Genomic DNA, 20345 nt, shown 5'->3' with positions numbered 1-20345 from the left:
TATAAACAGTGGGTTCAAATTCAAAGCCGTGATCTTTTTGTTTATTGAGGTTGATGAGTTGGAAAGAGGGCCCATATACAATTACATTTTCAATGGTTCGCCTGAAGTATACCGCTCTTGCATCTATTATGCCCGACAATAAAGTGGTTTGTATACCCGCTTCCGCTGTAGCGGAGGTTTCGGGCTCAAGATCAGCATTGGCGCCGAAGGGCCCGTAAAGCGATTGCAGCGAAGGCGTTTTAAATGCAGTAGCATAATTGGCGAAAATCTTTACCGCGTTATTGAAAGTATAGGAAGGATTGATGCTATAAGTGAAATTATCGCCATACGCGGAATGCTTATTGTACCGCCCGCCCAGCTCAAGGTTAAAACCGCCCAGGTCGCGCACAAAAAAAGACAGGTATGGGCTTGTTAACTCCGCCGTTGGATTTTTGGGGGTAGCGGTTTCATCATTCATTTTTTGTTTGTTGTAATGAATGCCTCCTAATAATTGTATATGCGGGCTAAAAGAATAATGGGCATACAGTTCCGCGCTGTTTTTACTTCCTTTATAAGGATACACCCCATATGTTTCCGTAAAGCTGCGGTTCACTTCATCGTAATTATAAAAAGCGGTTAAACCACCATTGACAAAGTTGTAATGTGCCTGGGCGCCGGTGGTAAGCAATTGCGCCTCATATTTGCTGTCGGCATCCGTGTAAGCCCCGCCATCATATCCTCCTTTAAAGTGCGTATACCGGAAATAGGGTTTAACGTGCAGGCCTTTTGCCACACGGGCATCAAAATTAGCGTGGAACGCGTTTTGCGTAAATCCGTCTTTATCAAATAGTTTACCCGCAGTGGTGTCGGCCGCTTCAGAAATGCCTCCCGTTTTATAATGGGTAAAACCAATGTTATAGGACGATCCTTCGGCGGTTCCGTTTATCCCCGCATCGGCTTTAAATGTTTTATAGGAACCTGCTGCCATGCCTCCGTAGGCTTCCACCGGGTTGTTGATTGTTTTTTTTGTAATGATATTAATAACACCCGCGATAGCGTCTGAACCATATAAAGTAGATTGCGCACCTTTAAGGATCTCAATACGCTCCACCTGCTCCAGAGGAAACATCCTGATATCAAATGCCCCGCCGGTACCGGAAGGATCGCTTATGGGAATACCATTTACAAGAATAACCGTGTAGTCTGTTCCTGCGCCCCGCAGGTAAATACTCTTATCCTTTCCCGGGTTGCTATAGGCGCCATTAACCAATATACCTGCCTGCTCGCTGAGCAACTGCGCCATGTCTTTTCCGTTGCTTCTTTCTATATCCTGCTTATTGATTACGGTTACCACTTTGCCTGTTTCACTTACTTTTTTGGAAAAGCGCGTAGCGGTGATCACTACTTCATTTAATGATGTAGCGCGGGTGCTGTCTTCCTGTGCCCATACTGCATGACTGCTCATTACAAGCATCATCATAAGCCCTAATTGTGTTTTGTTCATTTGCTGTTCCCTGCGGGAGTTTAATTAATTGAGCGAATAGGGACATGGTGAAAGGAAAAGAAACGGCTTAATGCATTAAGTCATTTTCATCTCCGGCTTTTCACCCGAAAGCCCTTTGATTAAGAAATGGATCTGGCAGGTCTTCTGGCTTGGTTTACTGTTGAACACCTTCCCGTGGCGCCTGGGGCGCCACAGTGGTATGAAGATTCAACAGGTGAATGGTGAATAGTGAATAGTGCGTGAGAAATACACACCGACTATTGCCTAATCCCAACTCACTAAACCTTACAGCTACGGGGATAGCGCCGGATTTACACCGGACTTCCCTTTTAATGGCGCCGCGGCGCCAACCAAATACAAGGCAAAGATGATTACGGAAAATGGAAAAACCAAAAAAGAAAATCCGAAGGAGATTTCCACCTATCGTTTGTAGCTACTCGCCTGATGGCATCTGACAGCTCAGCACTTACCTCAGCAGTAATTCACAGGGCTTTAAGCCTGTATGTTTTTTAAAAGCGGTAGAGAAGTGCGATATGGAGGAATAGCCGAGCATGAGTGACACCTCGGTTACGCTTAATCCCTTTTCATACAAAAGGTACTTAGCATGTTCCATACGCTGGCTTTGGTAAAAATCAAAAATAGTGGTGCCAAAGATCTCTTTAAACCCTTTTTTCAGGTAACATTCATTGATGGCCACTTTACGGCTCAGATCTTTAATGGTGATGGGCTCACCAATATGCGCCAACAACACTTCCCGCGCTTTCAGTATCTTGTCTCTGTCTGATTCATTGGCCAGGAACTTACAGCTAAAGGCTTCTTCTTCCTTATTTCCCAGCATGCACTCTAAGCTGTACAGCAGCAGCATCTGGGTTTGTGCGTTAATGTAAATATTTTCGAAGCTTTCGGTATATGTATTGTTTAACAGGCTTTCTAATATAACCCTCACACGGCTGCAGAGCGGAAGGATTTTCGTAAAAGAAGAAGGGTGCTTAAAGCAAAGCACTTCATTGGTGAAATCGAATGAGCGGGGATTTTTTACGAATTGCAGCAAATGTTCAGGCAAAAAGGTGAAATTCATTACATCAATGGTCTCTTCCTTTTCCGAGCAGGCTTTGGTGAGTCCGTTCCTGCAATTCAGGCATTCCTGTTCCTTACCCCTGCAATATACATTTCCACTCACACAGAACCGCAGTTCAAGATAGCTGGCAGCAGGTTCGTTTTTTTTATAGTGATACACCATCATGCCCATATCTTCTGCATTCCACTTGGGTATGCGGCTGTAACGTTTTATGGTGTATTGAACAGCCCCCGGGGTTTGACGCTCTTTTTCCTGCAAAATATTCAAATCATTGAGCATCACCGGATGCTTTTGTGCTAAATCCAATATATTAGGCGCCTGCAGCATAAGTTTGCAAATATACATTGTTTAGCCGTTAAAAAGGATATTAAAATTGCCTGCGCAGCCTAATTTTAGTACCTTTGCACGAATATTTTTTTTGATCAGCAAAAGTGATTCGGAAAGATTTATGAGCAATGAAACACAGGCTTTGGCCACTCCTTCTCCTATAACCGGCTATGGTGCAGACAGTATACAAATTCTTGAAGGTTTAGAAGCAGTTCGCAAACGTCCCGCTATGTATATCGGGGATATCAGCACCAAAGGTTTACACCATTTAGTATATGAGGTAGTAGATAATTCCATAGATGAAGCGTTGGCGGGGTATTGTAAAAACATTACCGTTACCATATATGAAGATAACTCCGTAAGTGTTGAAGACGATGGCAGGGGCATACCCACAGGTATGCATACCAAGGAAAAGCGCAGCGCACTCGAAGTGGTAATGACCGTATTGCATGCGGGGGGCAAATTTGATAAGAATACCTATAAGGTTTCAGGCGGATTGCATGGAGTGGGGGTAAGCTGCGTAAATGCACTGAGCGCTGTTATGCACGTTACGGTATCCCGTGAAGGAAAGATCTTTGAGCAGGAATATCATACAGGGATACCCCAATACCCTGTACGTGAAATAGGCACAACAGATAAAACCGGCACCCTGGTTCGGTTTTGGCCAGACCAGTCTATATTTATCGTATCCGTTTATAACAAGGATATCCTGGAAGGCCGTTTAAGGGAACTGGCTTTTCTTAACAAAGGGCTAACCATTATTTTAAATGACCTGCGGGAAAAGGATGATAATGGCATTACCTATAGCAAAAAATTCTATAGTGAAGGCGGCATAGCGGAATTTGTTGAAATGCTGGATAAAAATGGCAACCGCCAGCCGCTGCTGCCTAAAGTTATATACGGTGAAGCGCTTGAGCCGGTAACCAATGTGTCGGTAGAAGTAGCCATGGTGTACAATACCGGGTTTCACGAACATATTTTCAGTTATGTAAACAATATCAATACCATTGAAGGCGGTACGCACGTGGCGGGCTTTCGCCGTTCCATTACCCGTGTATTTAAAGCCTATGGAGAAAAGCAGGGCATGTTTGAAAAAGCCAAGGTTGAGATTGAGGGAGATGATTTCCGGGAAGGGCTGAGCGCTGTTATTTCCGTAAAAGTTCCCGAGCCGCAGTTTGAAGGACAAACCAAAACCAAGCTGGGTAACAACGAGGTAATGGGTGTGGTGGATACCACTTTAAGCAGGGTATTGGAAAGTTATTTAGAAGAGAATCCCAAAGATGCCAAAATCATTATTTCCAAAGTAATACTGGCAGCGCAGGCCCGTGCGGCTGCCAGAAAAGCAAGAGAGCTGGTTCAGCGCAAAAGTGTGTTAACAGGGGGTGGACTGCCGGGGAAATTGGCCGACTGCTCCGACCGTGACCCTGAAAAATGTGAGCTTTTCCTGGTAGAGGGTGATTCTGCAGGTGGAACAGCCAAGCAGGGCCGCGACAGGCGCTTTCAGGCCATACTGCCTTTAAGAGGAAAAATACTGAACGTGGAAAAGGCAATGGAGCACAAGATTTATGACAATGAGGAAATCCGCAATATGTTTACCGCCTTAGGCGTAAAAATAGGAACACCGGAAGATCCCAAAGCATTGGATATATCTAAGCTCCGCTACCACAAGCTGATTATTATGACTGATGCCGATGTAGACGGCAGCCACATTGCCACATTGATCCTTACGTTTATTTTCCGGTATATGAAAGAGCTGGTAGAGCAGGGCTATGTATATCTTGCCATGCCCCCGCTTTACTTGGTAAAAAAAGGGAAAGAATCGGAATACGCATGGACAGAGGAGCAACGTAAAGCATTGGTGGAAAAAATTGGCGGAGGAAAAGACGACAGCGTTAATGTACAGCGCTATAAAGGCTTGGGTGAAATGAACGCCGAACAGTTATGGCAAACCACTATGAACACCGAAACCCGCACATTAAAAAGGGTAACCATTGAGAGTGCGGCTGAGGCAGATCGTGTATTCAGCATGCTGATGGGTGATGAAGTGGCGCCAAGAAGAGAGTTCATTGAGTCTCATGCCAAATATGCAAATCTTGATATATAGATAACTTTAGCATTTATGGATGGTGAAATATTATTATCTTAGAACAATAATTACTTGTTCATCCATAGAATAAATCATTACTTTACTAACCATCAAATGTATTTTTATGTCAGACAATGCAACTTTAACCGCATATAATGTAAAAACAAAAGAGAAGAACGTTCCGATCATGGACGCAGTAATTACAAAAACCTCTAAAGGGGCTTACATGGCGCAAGGCCATGACGGCAAGGGTAATAAGCTTACCACTTTGCTGGGTGAAGCCAAGGCATTAGCTGCTATTAAAGCGGGCACAGCCAAACAGGGCTGGTAACGCTGGTGCCGGGTTAATTGCAATATATTGTTGTATAGTATATGTCCTCAGAGGTGAGAAGAGTTTGCCTCAAAAGGAATGGTGTAGAAGGTGTGCCACTAAGACTCAAGCCTGCAGGCAGGGACACAAAGTCCTGATCTTCTGGTTTTATTTTCTTTGCGCCTTCGCAGTAAAATATTGCCTTTTAGGCAGCCCCCTTTATCCCCTCACTTTTCACAGCCTAATACGGCATATTAGGATTACTAAGCATTAGCTTCAGCGGCAGTTTGCCTAAAGCAGCCCTCCTCCTTCAAAATGCAATGAAAACAGGATCATCCTGGAGTTCAGTTTGTCTATAACATTGGAGTATTTGAGCGAAGGGTCTTTGGAATGCACATTATTTAAGCCGTGGCTGATTTTGATTTCAGGAGATACAATAACATATTTATTAAAGAATTGAAAACCGATCCCGGCTTCCACGCCAAAGTCGGTTTTTTTCACCTTCAACAGGTTTTCCGAGTTGGAGGTGCCCGAGTTGGAAGCCAGGTCATAATCAAACTTTATTCCCGCAAGCGTATATACCCGGAAGTTTCCGATGCGGTCGCTTTTTAACCTCACCTGCAAAGGCCAGCTCATTACGATGGATTCTACTTTTTGTGTTTTTTGCAGGACACTCTCACCCAGGTCGGGGTATTGAAGATCATAACGGAACTTCTTTTCGCTGAAAATAAGGTTCAAAGGATAAAACCGCACATCCCAGCGCTTCGACAGCTGCAGGTTAGCCATGATCCCCAAATGGATCCGGCCGCTGTTCAATCCATTTACACCCTGTATGCTATCCTGGTTCAGGAAGGATGGGGCATGTGATATATGGTAATGCGAAGTATTGTAGCCAAGCACTATACCAAAATAATAAGGCTTTTCGTCGTGATTGGGAAGATTGATATTGCCACGAAGCTGTGCAAAAGAAGGCGTAACAAAACCAGATGCAATAATAACCGTTACTATTATTTTACACCGCAATAAATACTGCAAATACCCAGGCTTAATTTTTTGCATGATGTGTTTCGGAATCCAACGTTGTTTAAAATATCCACAAAAGCTTTTCCTTCCGGGAACCCCTGCACCGATTTATTCAGATACTGATAGGCCTTCCTGTTGTTTGAAACAATAGAAGCCATCTGCGGCGCTACGATCCCTACGTACCAATTGTAAAGTTGTGCTATGCCTGTTATTTTAGGTTTTGAAAATTCTAATATTACTAATTTACCACCCGGCTTCAATACTCTTTTTATTTCTTCCAGTCCCTGCTCCAGGTGCTCAAAATTCCGGACGCCAAAGGCCACTGTTACTGCATCAAACGAACCTTCAGGAAAGTTTATTGCTTCACTATCACCGCTTTGCAACTGAATATGCTGCTCCAGTCCTGATTTTAACACTTTCTCTTTTCCTATCTCCAGCATCTTCTCCGATATATCAATGCCAATGATGCTATCAGGCTTAAGCAATTCATATGCCATGATGGCAATATCACCCGTTCCGGTGGCAACATCTAATAAAACTTTAGGCTTTTCTTCTGCCAGTTGCTTTAAAGCTTTTTTACGCCAGCCAATATCTATACCTGCAGAAAGGAACCGGTTCATAAAATCGTAGCGAAACGCGATCCGGTTAAACATTTCAGCTACCTGCTGTTTTTTTGTTAACGCCGATTCTTTGTAGGGAACTACGCTATCATGGTCAAATTTTGTCATCCGGGGAGCAAAAGTAAAACAATAATCAGATGAATACGGATTTATGCAGTATGCAACGCTAATTAAACGCATTCTTAACGTGAATTTTGGATGTTAGGAAATGAAAACCAGTTTGTTATTCTTTCTGTTTCTGAATATTTACCACATAGCACAGAAATATAGGTACACCTTGTTTTTAATATAACCTTATGTTTTCCTATGATCCTATTGTGCCTATATGTTGAAGACCAGTATCAAAACAAAAATCAATGTCTTCTTCCGCTTACATATATATTATTCCTGATAAAAAACCGGTAGGGCAGCAACGCGTCTTCGCCCGCATAATCCACTCCAATGCGCGGGGTGGCGATGATATCTTTTTGCTGAAGCGTAAATCCGTCATCGGCAATGAAAATTGTGTTATCAATAAGATTTACACCGCTATGCCGGGTAAGGATGCCAAGAGCTTTGGATACATTACCCGGGCCGGAGGTTAGGGTGCGGTCCGGGTTTCGCTTTCCTGTTCTTTGCAGCATAATGTTTATGCCCTGCAATGGCTCTACCGCTCTTATTAATATGGCATGAGGAGTGTTTTTAACGTTTGTAACCACATTAAACAAATGGTGGATGCCATAGCATAAATACACATATCCCTTGCCCGCGTCATTAAACATTACCTCTGTACGTGCAGTTCGCCTGCCATTATAGGCATGCGAAGCGCGGTCTGTTATGCCATTGTAAGCCTCCGTTTCAACAATCCTCCCCGATGTTAATCCGCTTCCCCAATCCGTAACTAATACCTTGCCTAATAATTCCCTGGCAATTTTCACTACGTTGGGACGATTGTAAAAATTATAATCCAGTTTCTTCATCAGGGGAAATTAAGCAAAAGAATTTCATTAAGTTTGATCATTGAGCGTTGTAGCGGCAAGTTTACTAAAATCGTTTAAAATAATCCATTTGCTTAAAGAGATCATAATAGCTGTTCAGTCTTATTTTAAAGCACACCAGTTTATTCGCAAGCACAACCTGTGGAAATGGATTATAATACCGGGTTTAATTTATGCGGTATTGTTCGTGGTGGGCATGTATTTTTTTGGCAAAAGCGCCACGCATGTTATTGAGCTGCTGAGCATTAAAACCGGGTTAAAAGCATGGGTAGATAAAATGCAAAGCAGCCTGCTGGGCTTTTTCTTTGCATTGGGAGGGATAATGATATGGCTTATCCTCATCATGCTGTATTTCTCCTGGTTCAAATACATATGGCTGATTGCAGGCTCGCCTTTGTTTGGTTACCTGAGTGAAAAAACGGAATCCATTATTGAAGGAAAGGAATACCCTTTCAGTTTTCCGCAGTTGATGAAGGATATGGTGCGGGGTATAAAGCTGGCCATGCGCAACGTTTTGTGGCAAACCGTATATACTTTTACCCTGCTTATCATTTCTTTTGTGCCCATAGTGGGCTGGATAACCCCGTTAGTTGTTTTACTGATAGAGTGTTATTATTATGGATTTTCCATGCTGGACTACAGTTGTGAACGGCAAAAACTTTCTCCCGGACAAAGCATTGAGTTCATAGGCAAGCATAAAGGTCTTGCTATCGGCAACGGACTTATATTTTACCTGATGCATGGACTGATTGGCATTGGCTGGGTTCTGGCTCCTGCCTATGCCGTAATAGCGGCAACGCTCAGCCTCTATCATCCCAAAGAAGGGGAATAATACTTTTAGGATTTGAAGGTTCTTTCGCATTTCAAATCTTAAATTTCTAATTTCAAATCCAAAATAATGATTATATCCCCCACGAGTAATGGAACCGTTTATTTAATCCCTTCTGTAATTGATGAGCAGGGAATAGATGCTATACCCGCCTATATTGTTGATGCCGTAAAATGCTGCTCCGTTTTTTTTGTTGAGAATGAAAGAACCGCCCGCCGCTATTTAAAGCGCATCTGGAAAGAGATGGTGATTGACGATTACGAATGGCATACTATTCATAAAACAGAAAAAGCCGTACGGTCTGTTTTTACAGCGGCATTAAAGCATAACAAAACGGTAGGCATTATTAGCGAGGCAGGTTGTCCGGGCATTGCCGATCCCGGTCAAGTTTTAGTTGAAGCCGCCCAGGCTGCCGGCGCATGGGTGAAGCCGCTGGTAGGTCCTAATTCAATTATTCTGGCATTGATGGCCAGCGGTATGAACGGGCAACATTTCAGGTTCGCCGGTTATTTACCGGTAGACAATGCAGCGAGGGCAAAGGCGGTAAAGGCGATAGAAAACGAAGCGGTTACAAAACATTGCACACAAATATTTATTGAAACGCCATACCGGAACAATCAATTGCTCGACACCCTCCTTAAAACCTGCAATCCCTTTACCCGCTTATGTATAGCGGTATCCCTTACTGCTCCGGAAGAGTATATTAAAACGAGAACGATTGCCGAATGGAAAAAAGATAAGCCCGATCTTCATAAAAAGCCGGCAATCTTTATAGTGGGCGAAAGTTAAAACCGGCGTACAATTACCGTACAAGGTTGCCTGTTCTGGGATCTTTCATGGCCACAATACTATCTACTATGTACCGGCTGAATCCCCGCCAGGGAAGCGCTCCTTTATATTCCCTGTAGTACAGGTCGAATACCATTCCCGAATTGGACATCAATGTTCTGGCTACGTTTTCATTGGTTACTGAAAATTCAAAATCGTAAGACTGTATGGTATTGGGAGACAGGGAGCGGATACCTGTTTGAATGAGCTTTCCTTCGTAGGTCTTAAATACATATCCCTTTTTTACGCAATAGTTCAGCTCACCCGATTTCACTCCTTCTCCCAGAACAAAATAATAACGCACATAAATAAATATGGCCAACACAACTACTATCAGCAACAATGAAATACGAAGGAATTTTTTCATACATGGTGTTTGAAACAACAATTTAGTAAATGTAGCTGAATAATTACCTTCGCTTAACCTTTACCATAAAATAAACACATGAATATAGGAATCGTTTGCTACCCTACTTTTGGCGGAAGCGGTGTTTTGGCCACGGAACTGGGCATGGCGCTTGCTGATAAGGATCACAATGTACATTTTATAACCTACCGCCAGCCTGTACGCCTTACAGGCTTCAGGGCTAATATGTTCTATCATGAAGTAAGAGTTCCCACCTATCCTTTGTTTGATTATCCTCCCTATGAATCGGCATTGGCCAGCACTTTGGTTGACGTGGTAAAAAATAACAAGCTCGATCTTTTGCATGTGCATTATGCCATTCCGCATGCTTCTGCCGCCTATATGGCCAAACAGATACTTCAGAAGGAGAATAAATATGTGCCGGTAATTACCACGCTGCATGGTACGGATATTACCCTGGTAGGCCGCGATAAAACCTATGCGCCAGTAGTTGCCTTTTCCATCAACCAAAGCGATGCCATAACTGCCGTGTCGGAAAACCTGAAAGAAGAAACCTACCGCACGTTTAAGATTGAAAAGGATATAGAAGTGATTTACAATTTTGTGGATGTGCAGCGCTTCAGTAAAAAGCCTATTGACGCTTTCCGTAAGGTAATTGCGCCTAATAATGAGCGCATCGTATTACATGCTTCTAATTTCAGGAAAATAAAACGCATAGACGATGTTATTCACATCTTCAAAAAACTGAACGATGTTATACCGTCCAGGCTGTTACTGGTAGGCGATGGCCCGGAAAGGCCTATGGCCGAAGCGTTATGCAGGGAATTGAACTTGTGCGACGTAATACGCTTTGTAGGCAAACAACAGGATATGGAAGAGATATTTGCTATAGCCGACCTGTTTTTACTGCCGTCGGAATACGAAAGCTTTGGTCTGTCGGCGCTGGAAGCCATGGCCGGCGGGGCGCCTGTAGTGTCTACCAATGTAGGCGGTTTGCCCGAAATTATAACACCGGGAGAAAATGGTTTTATGGGGAATGTGGGAGATACGGATCAAATGGCCCGGTATGCTATAGATATTTTGAAAGATGAAAATACATTTAACAGGTTTAAAGCTAATGCAAAAAAACAGGCAGAGAACTTCGATATTACCCGTATTGTGCCACAATATGAACATTTGTATGAAAGATTGTATGAAGGGTTTTGTAAAGGAAAGCATAAAGAGAATGAAGTAATTGAAGCACAGAAGTGAAAAGGCAAAGCGATAAATATCAAAACGGAGACGTAAAGAAAAACCATGACCATTATTGATACCCATTGCCACCTGTATGCGGAGGAATTTGAAAATGATATAGAACAGGTAATTGCGAATGCGCAGCAGGAAAGTGTCCGGCAATTCTTTCTTCCCAATATTGATCGTTCTTCCATTGAAGCGATGCTGCAGTTAGAAGCAAAATACCCCGGTGTTTGTATCGCTATGATGGGGTTGCATCCGTGCTCCGTTAATGCGGATTATAAAGAAGCATTACAGGCAGTAGAAAGCTGGTTACAAAAAAGGAGCTTTGCGGCCGTTGGTGAAATAGGACTTGATTTTTACTGGGACCGGACTTTTGAAAGAGAGCAGTATGAAGCATTCCGGCGGCAAACAGCATTGGCGCTGCAATACGGGTTACCCATAGTAATACATACAAGAGATGCCATGCGGCAATGTATTGACGTGGTATCGGAATACAAAGGCAGCGCGCTGAAAGGGATTTTTCACTGCTTTGGCGGAAGCCGGGAAGAAGCGGAGCAGATCATTTCCCTTGGCTTTTACCTCGGCATCGGGGGCGTGCTTACCTATAAAAAATCGGGGCTGCCCGAAGTGCTAAAGCATATCAGTCTTGACCACATAGTGCTGGAAACCGATGCACCTTACCTGGCGCCCGTGCCCAAACGCGGCAAAAGAAATGAAAGCGGGTATTTAAAATACATTATAGCGGCATTGGCGGAAATCAAAAACACTTCTCCCGAAGAAATTGCGCGGATCACCACCGCAAATGCTACTTTCGTTTTTCAAAATAAGGGTTAAAATATGTCCGCTGCTTCTTCGCCCGGCGCAAAATTATTCATCATTTATACCGGGGGTACCATTGGGATGGCTTTTGACAATGCCACAGGCGCCTTGGTTCCTATGGGTTTTCGCGAAATAAAATACCATATACCGGAGATCGCCAAACTGGGGTATACCTTTGATATGCACGCTTTTCATCCGCCGATAGACTCTTCCAATATGTCGCCGGAGATTTGGATTGAGCTGGCGGATATTATTTATTCCCGTTACGCAGATTATGACGGCTTCATTATACTGCATGGCTCCGATACCATGGCTTTTACCGCTTCGGCATTGAGCTTTATGCTTGATAACTTAGGTAAGCCCGTAATTCTTACCGGCTCCCAGTTACCTATAGGCGAAATACGAACCGATGCCAGGGAAAATATTATTACTGCTATGGAAATTGCCGCGGCAAAAAAAGATGGTAAAGCGCTGGTGCCGGAAGTATGCATTTACTTCGACTATTATTTGTTCAGGGGAAACCGCACGAAAAAATATAATACAGAAAAATTTGAGGCGTTTAATTCGCTGAACTATCCCCCGTTGGCTGAAGCGGGGATAGATATAAAATATAATAACCACCTCATCCTGCAACACCCGCAGCAGCCCTTCCATATTAATACCCGGTTAAATGGCAATATAGCCGTGCTTAAAATGTTTCCCGGCATTACAACCGCTGTGGTACATGCTCTTTTGGAAACGCCCGGGTTAAAAGCAGTGATCCTGGAAGCTTTTGGTAATGGAAATACGATTACGGCGCCGTGGTTTATAGCTGAGCTGAAACGGGCCATTCATGAGGGTGTGATCGTGTTAGACAGAACGCAATGTGATGGCGGATCGGTGGAGTTGGGACGCTATGCAACCAGCGCGCATCTCCTGGAAGCAGGGGTTGTTAGCGGGCACGACATAACTTTTGAAGCGGCAGTTACCAAATTGATGGTATTACTGGGACAACAGGGGCTGACCGCAGAAAAAGTAAGGCAACTATTAGAAACTTCTTTAAAAGGGGAGCTTACGGAAAAATAAATGTATCCATGCTTGAGGCCAATGGCTAATAATGCTATTTTTGCAGTCCTTCAAAAAAAGGAGAGGTGTCCGAGTGGTTGAAGGAGCACGCCTGGAAAGTGTGTATACGGGAAACTGTATCGCGGGTTCGAATCCCGCCCTCTCCGCAAGCCAGTAAATGACCCCGCGCATCAGCGGGGCATTTTTGTTTTCACGAGCGTGCAAAGTCTGCTTTGCAAAGTGAGTGGAAACAAAAATGGAAGTGAGCGAAGCGAACGGTCATTTACCGGCTTAAGCCCGCCCGCCGCAGGCGTTGGGGATCACTGAAAGAAATCCCACCCTCTCCGCCTTCGTCCGCCGAAGCTTTGCAGCCTGCGGTAAAGCTACGGCTGCTGCAAAGCGTAGGCAGGTTTTTATATGTGACTTCATTCTCAGTCATTACCGAATACCCCCCTCAAAATAATCTTGGCTCCTCTCTTTGCAGGAGGTAATTTTGCGCAATATGGAAAGTAAAGCACAACAGCAGGAATTGGTTCAGGACACCGTTACGCCTGAGGAGCATTTTTCGCAGCTTGCAGAAACCTTAATTGGCTCGGAAATCGTTAAACTGGGTGGTGAAATACGGGAGAAAATAAAACAGGGAGAAAAAATATACAATTTTACGATTGGCGATTTTGATCCTGACATTTTTCCCATCCCAAAAGAGCTGGAGAATGAAATTATAGCCGCTTACCGTAAACATTATACCAATTACCCGGCGGCAGAAGGCAATGTTGACCTTCGGGAAGCTATTGCGGCTTTCCTGCAGCAGAAAGAAGGGTTGGTATACAATACCTCCGAAATATTGGTAGCATCCGGTGGACGGCCGCTGATCTACGCCTTTTTTAGAACGATCGCTGATAAAGACGATAAGATCATTTACGCCGTTCCTTCCTGGAACAACAATCATTATACGCATTTTGTTGAAGGCATTCATTGCGAAGTAGAAGCCGGCGCCGCAAATAATTTCATGCCAACGGCAGCAGATATCGCACCGCATATTAAAGATGCGGTAATATTAGCCCTTTGCTCGCCCCAAAATCCAACAGGCACTACTTTTACCAAGGAGGCGCTTGAGGCTATTTGCGATATGGTACTGGAAGAAAATAAAAGACGTGGGGCAGGAGAAAAAAAGCTATATGTGTTGTACGATCAAATGTACTGGCAGCTTACGTATGGCGATATCCGGCATTACGACCCGGTATCCCTCCGCCCGCAAATGAAAGCCTATACGGTTTACATTGATGCCATAAGCAAATGCTTTGCTGCCACAGGTGTAAGAGTAGGGTGGGCTATGGGGCCGGAGGCGATCATGAGCAAAATGAAAGCCATCCTTTCGCATGTAGGCGCCTGGGCGCCTATGGCGGAGCAAAAAGCGGTAGCCCGGTTCCTGCTGCAATACGATGAAGTTAATAATTACCTGCAGCACTTTAAAGCCGAAATATCACTCCGGCTGCAAAGCATATACGATGGCTTTATGCGGTTGAAAGCGGAAGGATTGCCGGTGGATGCCATTGCGCCCCAGGCGGCCATTTATCTTACCGTTAGGATAACAGCGAGAGGCATGAAAACAGCCTCGGAGCACCTGCTTGAGCAGCAAAAAGATGTTACCGGCTACCTGCTCAATGAAGCGGGTATTGCCCTCGTTCCGTTCTATGCATTCGGCGCGTCAAAAGATTCCAGTTGGTACCGGCTAAGCGTGGGAGCCTGTAAAAAAGAAGAAATTGATGCCATGCTTAACTCACTGGCTCTGGCATTGCGTAAACTGAAATAGTTTTATTACCATACCATCCTTTTCAAAAACCTGCAATAACTTTTATGAAAGTACTACTAACAATCGCCGCGTTTTGTTTACTAACCGGCTGCGAAACCGCGCAGCAGGTGTTAAGCGGAATGAATACCGGCTCAACCGGTTTAACTTCTGCCGAAATAGCGTCCGGCCTAAAAGAAGCCCTGCGCATCGGAACGCAAAACGGTACCGGAAAACTGGCAGCGGCCGATGGGTTTTTTAGCAATGCCGCCGTTAAGATACTGATGCCGGAAGAAGCTCAGAAAGTAGAAAGCACGTTAAGAAATATCGGGCTGGGCAGCCTCGTGGATAAAGCTGTGCTCTCGATGAACAGGGCCGCCGAGGATGCGGCCAAATCTGCTACACCTATTTTTGTTAATGCTATCAAAGAAATGACCATTACGGATGCCCTTGGCATACTAAAAGGCGGAGATTATGCAGCTACCGATTATTTCAGGGGTAAAACCACGCTTCCTTTGACCAATGCTTTTCGCCCTGTTATTGAAAAAGCATTAACGAAGGTAGACGCTACCAAATACTGGAATGATGTATTTACGGCATATAATAAATTTGCAGCTAACCCGGTAAATACCAACCTGGCTGCCTATGTTACTGAAAGATCGCTGGCAGGGATTTTTTATGAAGTAGGACAGGAGGAGCTGAAGATCAGGCAAGACCCTGCCGCAAGGGTAACCGACCTGCTCAAAAAAGTTTTTGGCAGCAATACCCGGCAATAAAACACAGCCAGGTCAATCTGCAGGGCTGGCACCTGCTTTTGTTTTCCATTTACGATTTTAGGAGAATGTTACCATAAGGGAAGCCGTTTGGGGGCACATTGTGATCGTATAGTCTTAATTTTGCTGTTATTTCAATGATCATGAGTACAACAGCCCTTTCTTCCCAACCCACGTTAACCGCAAAGGATTTTACTACCGACCAGGAAGTAAGATGGTGCCCGGGTTGTGGTGACTATTCCATATTAGCGCAGGTACAGAAAGTAATGCCCGGCATAGGCGTTCCCAGGGAAAATATAGTCATTATTTCAGGTATTGGTTGTTCATCGCGCTTTCCCTATTATATGAATACTTACGGAATGCATTCCATTCATGGAAGAGCTACTGCCATTGCATCCGGTTTAAAGGCTTCAAGGCCGGAGCTGAGTGTATGGATCGTTGCGGGTGACGGGGATGCCCTGAGTATTGGCGGCAATCATACCATTCATTTGTTACGCCGTAATTTTGACGTAAACATGTTATTGTTCAATAACCAGATATACGGGTTAACCAAAGGGCAATATTCGCCTACCTCCGAACAGCATAAAATTACCAAATCAACCCCCTTAGGCAGTATAGACCACCCCTTTAACCCGCTGGCGCTGGCCATGGGAGCAGACGCTACTTTTGTTGCCCGCAGTATGGATCGCGACCCAAAGCATTTGCAGGAGATGCTGGTACGCAGCCACGCCCATAAAGGCGCCTCCTTTTTAGAAATATACCAGAACTGCAACATTTTTAATGACGGCGCTTTTGAAATGTTCACGGATAAAAGTTCCAAACCCGAACAATCCATTTTTCTGGAACAGGGAAAGCCGCTGATATTTGGTGCCGCGAAGAACAAAGGCATAAAATTAGATGGCTTTAAGCCGGTTGCCGTTGAACTGGGTAATGGCTTAAATGAAGACGATCTTTGGATACACGATGAAAAGGATTTTTATAAAGCACAGGTTCTTGTAAGGATGTTTGATGACCCTTCCGCAGAAGGGCATTTGCCACGTCCTTTTGGTGTTTTTTATGAAACGGAAAGAGCCTGTTATGAAGATGTAATGGCAATGCAGATAGAAGAAGCGATAGCCGCTAAGGGCCGGGGCGATTTAGATAAGCTGTTAAGAGGAAGGGAGGTTTGGGAAATAGCATAGGGATTGCAGCGATAAAGTATCAGTCAGGTGTGAGCTATCGGCGGTTAACTCTTAGCGATTGGCTGAGTGCCTTTTTTTGCGCTGCTCATAGCTGATAGCCTTCTTCCGCGTTTTTGATTTGTGGTTTATCGTTTGTAGTTTATGATTGTATTTGGGATTTCGAATTTCCTGCTTCGGATTTAAGGTTCCTGCTGCTTTGTATCCTTCTATGCCAGTATTTCCTGCAGCACGAGAAGTGTTTTCATTGTTCCGAAATCCTGTATATGCAAAGCGTAAAATTGTAATATATACTCAAGCAGCTCCCGTCTAACAGTAAGGGGCAGGTTAATATTATGCAGTTCGTAGGGATGCATCACCTTTAGCAGTTGTGATATAACAGCACTGGCTTGTTCTTCTATGTAATAAGGGTGTACGGGAAGCGCTTTCACGAATTCTCCTTCACGGAGGTCTAATATTTTCTTTTGTGACGTGTATTCATCTCTTATACCAAAACCAAAAAACGAAGTGAGGTGCAGGGCAAAAAATAAAGGATAACCCGCGGTAACCCTGGTATCCGCCCTGTCTAATTGTATATACGCATCTTCAATAAAGTTATACAGATCGGGATTGTGTTCAGGTTGCCTGATCACTTTTTGCAGTAACTCTGTTATAAAAAGCGCTACGGCATTTTTGGGTATATTAAAAAAAACCTGCTGGTAAAGATAATGCCACCTTACTTCCTTTATTCTTTGCAGGTTCTTTAATTCATTATGGTACACCTCCATTTCGAGAATAGCGGAAGGCTGAAACAAATTGCTTTTTACGGAAGATTTTTTAGCACTGCGCAGGCCATTAACGATGTAGGACTGTAGTCCGAACAATTCGGTATACAACAGCGCTATCACCGAGGTTTCGCCATAGGAAACAGTACGCAGCACGATGCCCTTTGTGGTATGAACCATATAATTGAAGGGTAAAGCTAAGATATAAAGCTCCATTTTAAAAAAACAGCGATGCCCCCCAAAAAATAAGTTTCTTTGCATTTTCGTAAAATTCAACTGCAACATCATGTGGCAAAAGATCGGGAAGTTTGTATTGCGTTATCGCCTGGCACTTTTAGTTGTATTATTGGTTAGCACAGCCTTCATGCTGTATCATGCTTTGAAGGTAAGTATCAGTTACGAGTTTGTGAGAACCATCCCTGTGGATAACCCGCTGTATAAACAATACCTTGATTTTAAAGAACAGTTTGGTGATGATGGTAATATGCTGGTTATTGGCTGCAAAACGGATAGTCTGTTTGAAGAAAAGGTATTTAATGATTACGCCGGGTTGTGTAAAGCATTAAAAGCGATAGATAAAGTAGAAGGCGTACTAAGCGTGGCCGGGGCGGTTGATCTCGTTAAAAACAACAGTACCCAAAAGTTAGATGTAAAACCGGTGTTCCCTCAACAAACATTATCCCGGCACGACATTGACAGCGCTGTTGATATTTTTTATTCCCTCCCTTTTTATAAAGGGTTGCTGTACAATCCTGAAACGAAGGCCTACCTTATTGGCGTACGCATCAACAAAGAGGTACTGGGCTCCAAAGCAAGGGAAAAAGTAATTGCACAAATTGAGTCGCTTGCTTACGATTTTGGTGAAAAGCATAATATTGAAATACATATCAGCGGGCTACCGCTCATACGCACCAATATGGCCATTAAGGTAGAAAAGGAAATGCGCTGGTTCCTGATTGGCTCCGTTTTAATTTCTGCTGTAATCCTCATGCTGTTCTTCAGGTCGGTAAGCGCTACGGTACTGTCATTGGGAGTAGTAATAACAGGTGTAATATGGAGCATGGGCATCATGCACCTTTTTGGATATAACATCAGCTTGCTAACGGCATTAATACCTCCGCTGATCGTAGTCATTGGTATCCCCAATTGTATTTACTTTCTGAATAAATATCATACGGCATGGCTTAATACGGGCGAAAAGCAGAGTGCACTCGTGGAAATGGTAGGCCGCATGGGTATTGTAACCCTGTTTTGTAATATTTCAGCCGCTATCGGGTTTGCTGTATTTGCTTTAACCAAAAGCGCCATATTAAAGGAGTTTGGCATGGTAGCGGGCATTAGCATAATGGCTATCTTTTTTATTTCACTGGCTGCTATTCCCGCGGCGCTGAGCTATTTACCTGCCCCTAAAATCAAACATGTAAAATACCTCGAAACAAAGTGGCTGGATAACGTGCTTACCCTGGTGGAGAAATGGGTATTCAATCATACCAGGACGATTTATATGGTTACCGGTTTGATTATTATATTTTCCATTTCAGGTATGTTCCGGCTGGTATCGGTAGGGCATATGGTTGATGATATACCCCAAACCGATAAAATTTATACTGATCTGAAGTTTTTTGAAAAGCATTTTAAAGGCATTATGCCCTTAGAGATTATTGTAGATACAAAAAAGAAATACGGCTTTGTGGGTATGAAGGCGCTGGATATTTTTCAGAAAATAGATTCACTCTCACAGTACATTGCCGCCAGGCCCGAAATGGCCCGGCCTTTATCGCTTGTTGAAGCATTAAAATTTGCGAAGCAGGGGTTTTATGATGGAGATAGCGCCAACTATGCCCTGCCTAATGCTTTTGATGGGGCATTTGTGAATGACTACCTGAAAGTGAATAAAGGCAGCGACAGTGCCGGTAGTACAAATACATTTCAGCAGCTTATGAACGCTTTTATGGACAGTACCCGGCAAAAAACCCGTATTAGCGTTAACATGGCTGATGTGGGAAGCAAAAAGCTGCCGCCCATATTAGACGATATCAAAAAAAGATCGGATGTGCTTTTTGACTCAACAAAATACAATGTACAGTTTACCGGTACCAGCGTTACGTTCTTGGAAGGAAGCCGTTTCATTATAAGCGGGCTACAGGAAAGCATCATGTGGGCATTTTTACTGATAGCCCTCTGCATGCTCTATCTTTTTAAATCGGTAAGAATATTGATCTGCTCCCTGATCCCTAATATTGTTCCGCTCATGCTTACCGCCGGTATTATGGGATGGGCAGGCATTCCGCTTAAACCATCAACAGTTTTAATATTCGGCATTGCTTTGGGTATTGCTATAGATGTAACGATTCGTTTTTTAGTTAATTACCGTCAGGAATTACCGGCTAATAATAATATGGTTAAACCTACTATCCTGCAAACTATCCATCATACAGGCATCAGTATTATTTATACCTCCCTGGTATTAATTGCGGGATTCAGCATTTTTATTTTCAGCGGTTTCGGTGGCACCAAAGCGCTTGGGTGGCTTACGTCACTTACCCTTCTTTCCGCTACAATAACCAACCTGGTGTTATTACCGGTATTATTGGTTGTTTTACACCGGCCAAAGCAGGCGAGACCTATTTGAGTTTTTCGCAAGAACCTGTTAAGGGCTGCATAGCACGATACTGGAATTACCTATCTATAGAAAGCAATAAATGCAATTGCCATGATGTCATATCTTACAGGCATTGCTTACTATAAAATTATTAATTAGTTCACTATAAATTATAAAAAATAATAATATTTTAAATATTGAATATTTTGCCT

The 20345-nt window shown here is 43.6% G+C and carries 18 protein-coding genes, 1 tRNA gene and 1 riboswitch; of the genes, 12 read left to right on the top strand and 7 right to left on the bottom strand.

Features of this window, described 5'->3' with window-relative positions; all coding sequences use genetic code 11:
- Window positions 1-1459, bottom strand: a 1459-nt coding sequence (locus PLE34_RS10185) for a TonB-dependent receptor plug domain-containing protein (RefSeq protein WP_324556480.1), incomplete at its 3' end; no start/stop codon positions are given.
- 141 nt (window positions 1460-1600) lie between these two features.
- Window positions 1601-1853: riboswitch (cobalamin riboswitch) on the bottom strand.
- A gap of 96 nt (window positions 1854-1949) precedes the next feature.
- A complete protein-coding gene (locus PLE34_RS10180; RefSeq protein ID WP_324556478.1) occupies window positions 1950-2906 on the bottom strand; it encodes a helix-turn-helix domain-containing protein in 957 nt (318 codons plus the stop codon).
- A gap of 103 nt (window positions 2907-3009) precedes the next feature.
- Between PLE34_RS10180 and gyrB the strand changes: the two genes are divergently transcribed.
- Together gyrB and PLE34_RS10170 are read left to right on the top strand one after the other, a co-directional pair.
- Window positions 3010-4992 carry a DNA topoisomerase (ATP-hydrolyzing) subunit B gene (gene gyrB, locus PLE34_RS10175; protein ID WP_324556477.1) on the top strand — a complete coding sequence of 661 codons (1983 nt, stop codon included), beginning with the start codon at window positions 3010-3012 and terminating at the stop codon, window positions 4990-4992.
- 106 nt (window positions 4993-5098) lie between these two features.
- A complete protein-coding gene (locus PLE34_RS10170) occupies window positions 5099-5305 on the top strand; it encodes a hypothetical protein (protein WP_324556474.1) in 207 nt (68 codons plus the stop codon).
- Window positions 5306-5575: 270 nt separating this feature from the next.
- On the opposite strand, the gene porT is transcribed toward PLE34_RS10170, so the two are convergent.
- The 3 genes from porT to PLE34_RS10155 all read right to left on the bottom strand — a co-directional run bounded on the left by porT (window position 5576) and on the right by PLE34_RS10155 (window position 7886).
- Window positions 5576-6319, bottom strand: a complete 744-nt coding sequence (gene porT, locus PLE34_RS10165; protein ID WP_324556472.1) for a type IX secretion/gliding motility protein PorT/SprT — start codon at window positions 6317-6319, stop codon at window positions 5576-5578.
- The gene (gene ubiE, locus PLE34_RS10160) at window positions 6292-7035 is read right to left on the bottom strand and encodes a bifunctional demethylmenaquinone methyltransferase/2-methoxy-6-polyprenyl-1,4-benzoquinol methylase UbiE (protein ID WP_324556470.1); all 744 of its coding nucleotides are present in this window, start codon (window positions 7033-7035) and stop codon (window positions 6292-6294) included. The genes porT and ubiE overlap by 28 nt, the downstream gene beginning before the upstream one ends.
- A gap of 245 nt (window positions 7036-7280) precedes the next feature.
- The gene (locus tag PLE34_RS10155) at window positions 7281-7886 is read right to left on the bottom strand and encodes a DNA-3-methyladenine glycosylase (RefSeq protein ID WP_324556468.1); all 606 of its coding nucleotides are present in this window, start codon (window positions 7884-7886) and stop codon (window positions 7281-7283) included.
- A gap of 88 nt (window positions 7887-7974) precedes the next feature.
- On the opposite strand from PLE34_RS10155, the gene PLE34_RS10150 reads away from it, so the two are divergent.
- Both PLE34_RS10150 and PLE34_RS10145 read left to right on the top strand, forming a co-directional pair.
- Window positions 7975-8736, top strand: a complete 762-nt coding sequence (locus PLE34_RS10150) for an EI24 domain-containing protein (RefSeq protein WP_324556466.1) — start codon at window positions 7975-7977, stop codon at window positions 8734-8736.
- A 66-nt stretch (window positions 8737-8802) separates the two neighbouring features.
- Window positions 8803-9522 carry an SAM-dependent methyltransferase gene (locus tag PLE34_RS10145; RefSeq protein WP_324556463.1) on the top strand — a complete coding sequence of 240 codons (720 nt, stop codon included), beginning with the start codon at window positions 8803-8805 and terminating at the stop codon, window positions 9520-9522.
- A gap of 13 nt (window positions 9523-9535) precedes the next feature.
- On the opposite strand, the gene PLE34_RS10140 is transcribed toward PLE34_RS10145, so the two are convergent.
- Window positions 9536-9928 carry a hypothetical protein gene (locus PLE34_RS10140; protein WP_324556462.1) on the bottom strand — a complete coding sequence of 131 codons (393 nt, stop codon included), beginning with the start codon at window positions 9926-9928 and terminating at the stop codon, window positions 9536-9538.
- A 78-nt stretch (window positions 9929-10006) separates the two neighbouring features.
- On the opposite strand from PLE34_RS10140, the gene bshA reads away from it, so the two are divergent.
- The 7 genes from bshA (at window position 10007) to PLE34_RS10105 (ending at window position 16770) form a co-directional block, all read left to right on the top strand.
- On the top strand, window positions 10007-11179 hold the full coding sequence (gene bshA, locus PLE34_RS10135; RefSeq protein ID WP_324556459.1) for an N-acetyl-alpha-D-glucosaminyl L-malate synthase BshA: 1173 nt from the start codon (window positions 10007-10009) through the stop codon (window positions 11177-11179).
- A 45-nt stretch (window positions 11180-11224) separates the two neighbouring features.
- The gene (locus PLE34_RS10130) at window positions 11225-11998 is read left to right on the top strand and encodes a TatD family hydrolase (protein WP_324556456.1); all 774 of its coding nucleotides are present in this window, start codon (window positions 11225-11227) and stop codon (window positions 11996-11998) included.
- A gap of 3 nt (window positions 11999-12001) precedes the next feature.
- Window positions 12002-13048 (top strand): asparaginase, encoded by a 1047-nt coding sequence (locus PLE34_RS10125; protein WP_324556454.1) that lies wholly within the window; start codon window positions 12002-12004, stop codon window positions 13046-13048.
- 59 nt (window positions 13049-13107) lie between these two features.
- A tRNA-Ser gene (locus tag PLE34_RS10120) sits at window positions 13108-13194 on the top strand.
- 335 nt (window positions 13195-13529) lie between these two features.
- Window positions 13530-14840, top strand: a complete 1311-nt coding sequence (locus PLE34_RS10115; protein WP_324556451.1) for a pyridoxal phosphate-dependent aminotransferase — start codon at window positions 13530-13532, stop codon at window positions 14838-14840.
- A gap of 44 nt (window positions 14841-14884) precedes the next feature.
- Window positions 14885-15592: a DUF4197 domain-containing protein gene (locus PLE34_RS10110; protein WP_324556448.1), complete on the top strand. Its 708-nt coding sequence runs from the start codon at window positions 14885-14887 to the stop codon at window positions 15590-15592.
- A 140-nt stretch (window positions 15593-15732) separates the two neighbouring features.
- Window positions 15733-16770, top strand: coding sequence for a 2-oxoacid:ferredoxin oxidoreductase subunit beta (locus tag PLE34_RS10105; protein WP_324556446.1), 1038 nt, complete (start codon window positions 15733-15735; stop codon window positions 16768-16770).
- 206 nt (window positions 16771-16976) lie between these two features.
- On the opposite strand, the gene recO is transcribed toward PLE34_RS10105, so the two are convergent.
- Window positions 16977-17711 carry a DNA repair protein RecO gene (recO, locus tag PLE34_RS10100; protein WP_324556445.1) on the bottom strand — a complete coding sequence of 245 codons (735 nt, stop codon included), beginning with the start codon at window positions 17709-17711 and terminating at the stop codon, window positions 16977-16979.
- A gap of 106 nt (window positions 17712-17817) precedes the next feature.
- On the opposite strand from recO, the gene PLE34_RS10095 reads away from it, so the two are divergent.
- The gene (locus tag PLE34_RS10095) at window positions 17818-20163 is read left to right on the top strand and encodes an efflux RND transporter permease subunit (RefSeq protein ID WP_324556444.1); all 2346 of its coding nucleotides are present in this window, start codon (window positions 17818-17820) and stop codon (window positions 20161-20163) included.
- Window positions 20164-20345 lie beyond the last annotated feature (182 nt).

It is taken from the genome of Agriterribacter sp. (genome assembly GCF_035445465.1).
Lineage (GTDB): Bacteria > Bacteroidota > Bacteroidia > Chitinophagales > Chitinophagaceae > Agriterribacter.
Note: the sequence above shows the minus strand (reverse complement) of the source record. Positions and strands in the feature narration are given on the sequence as shown.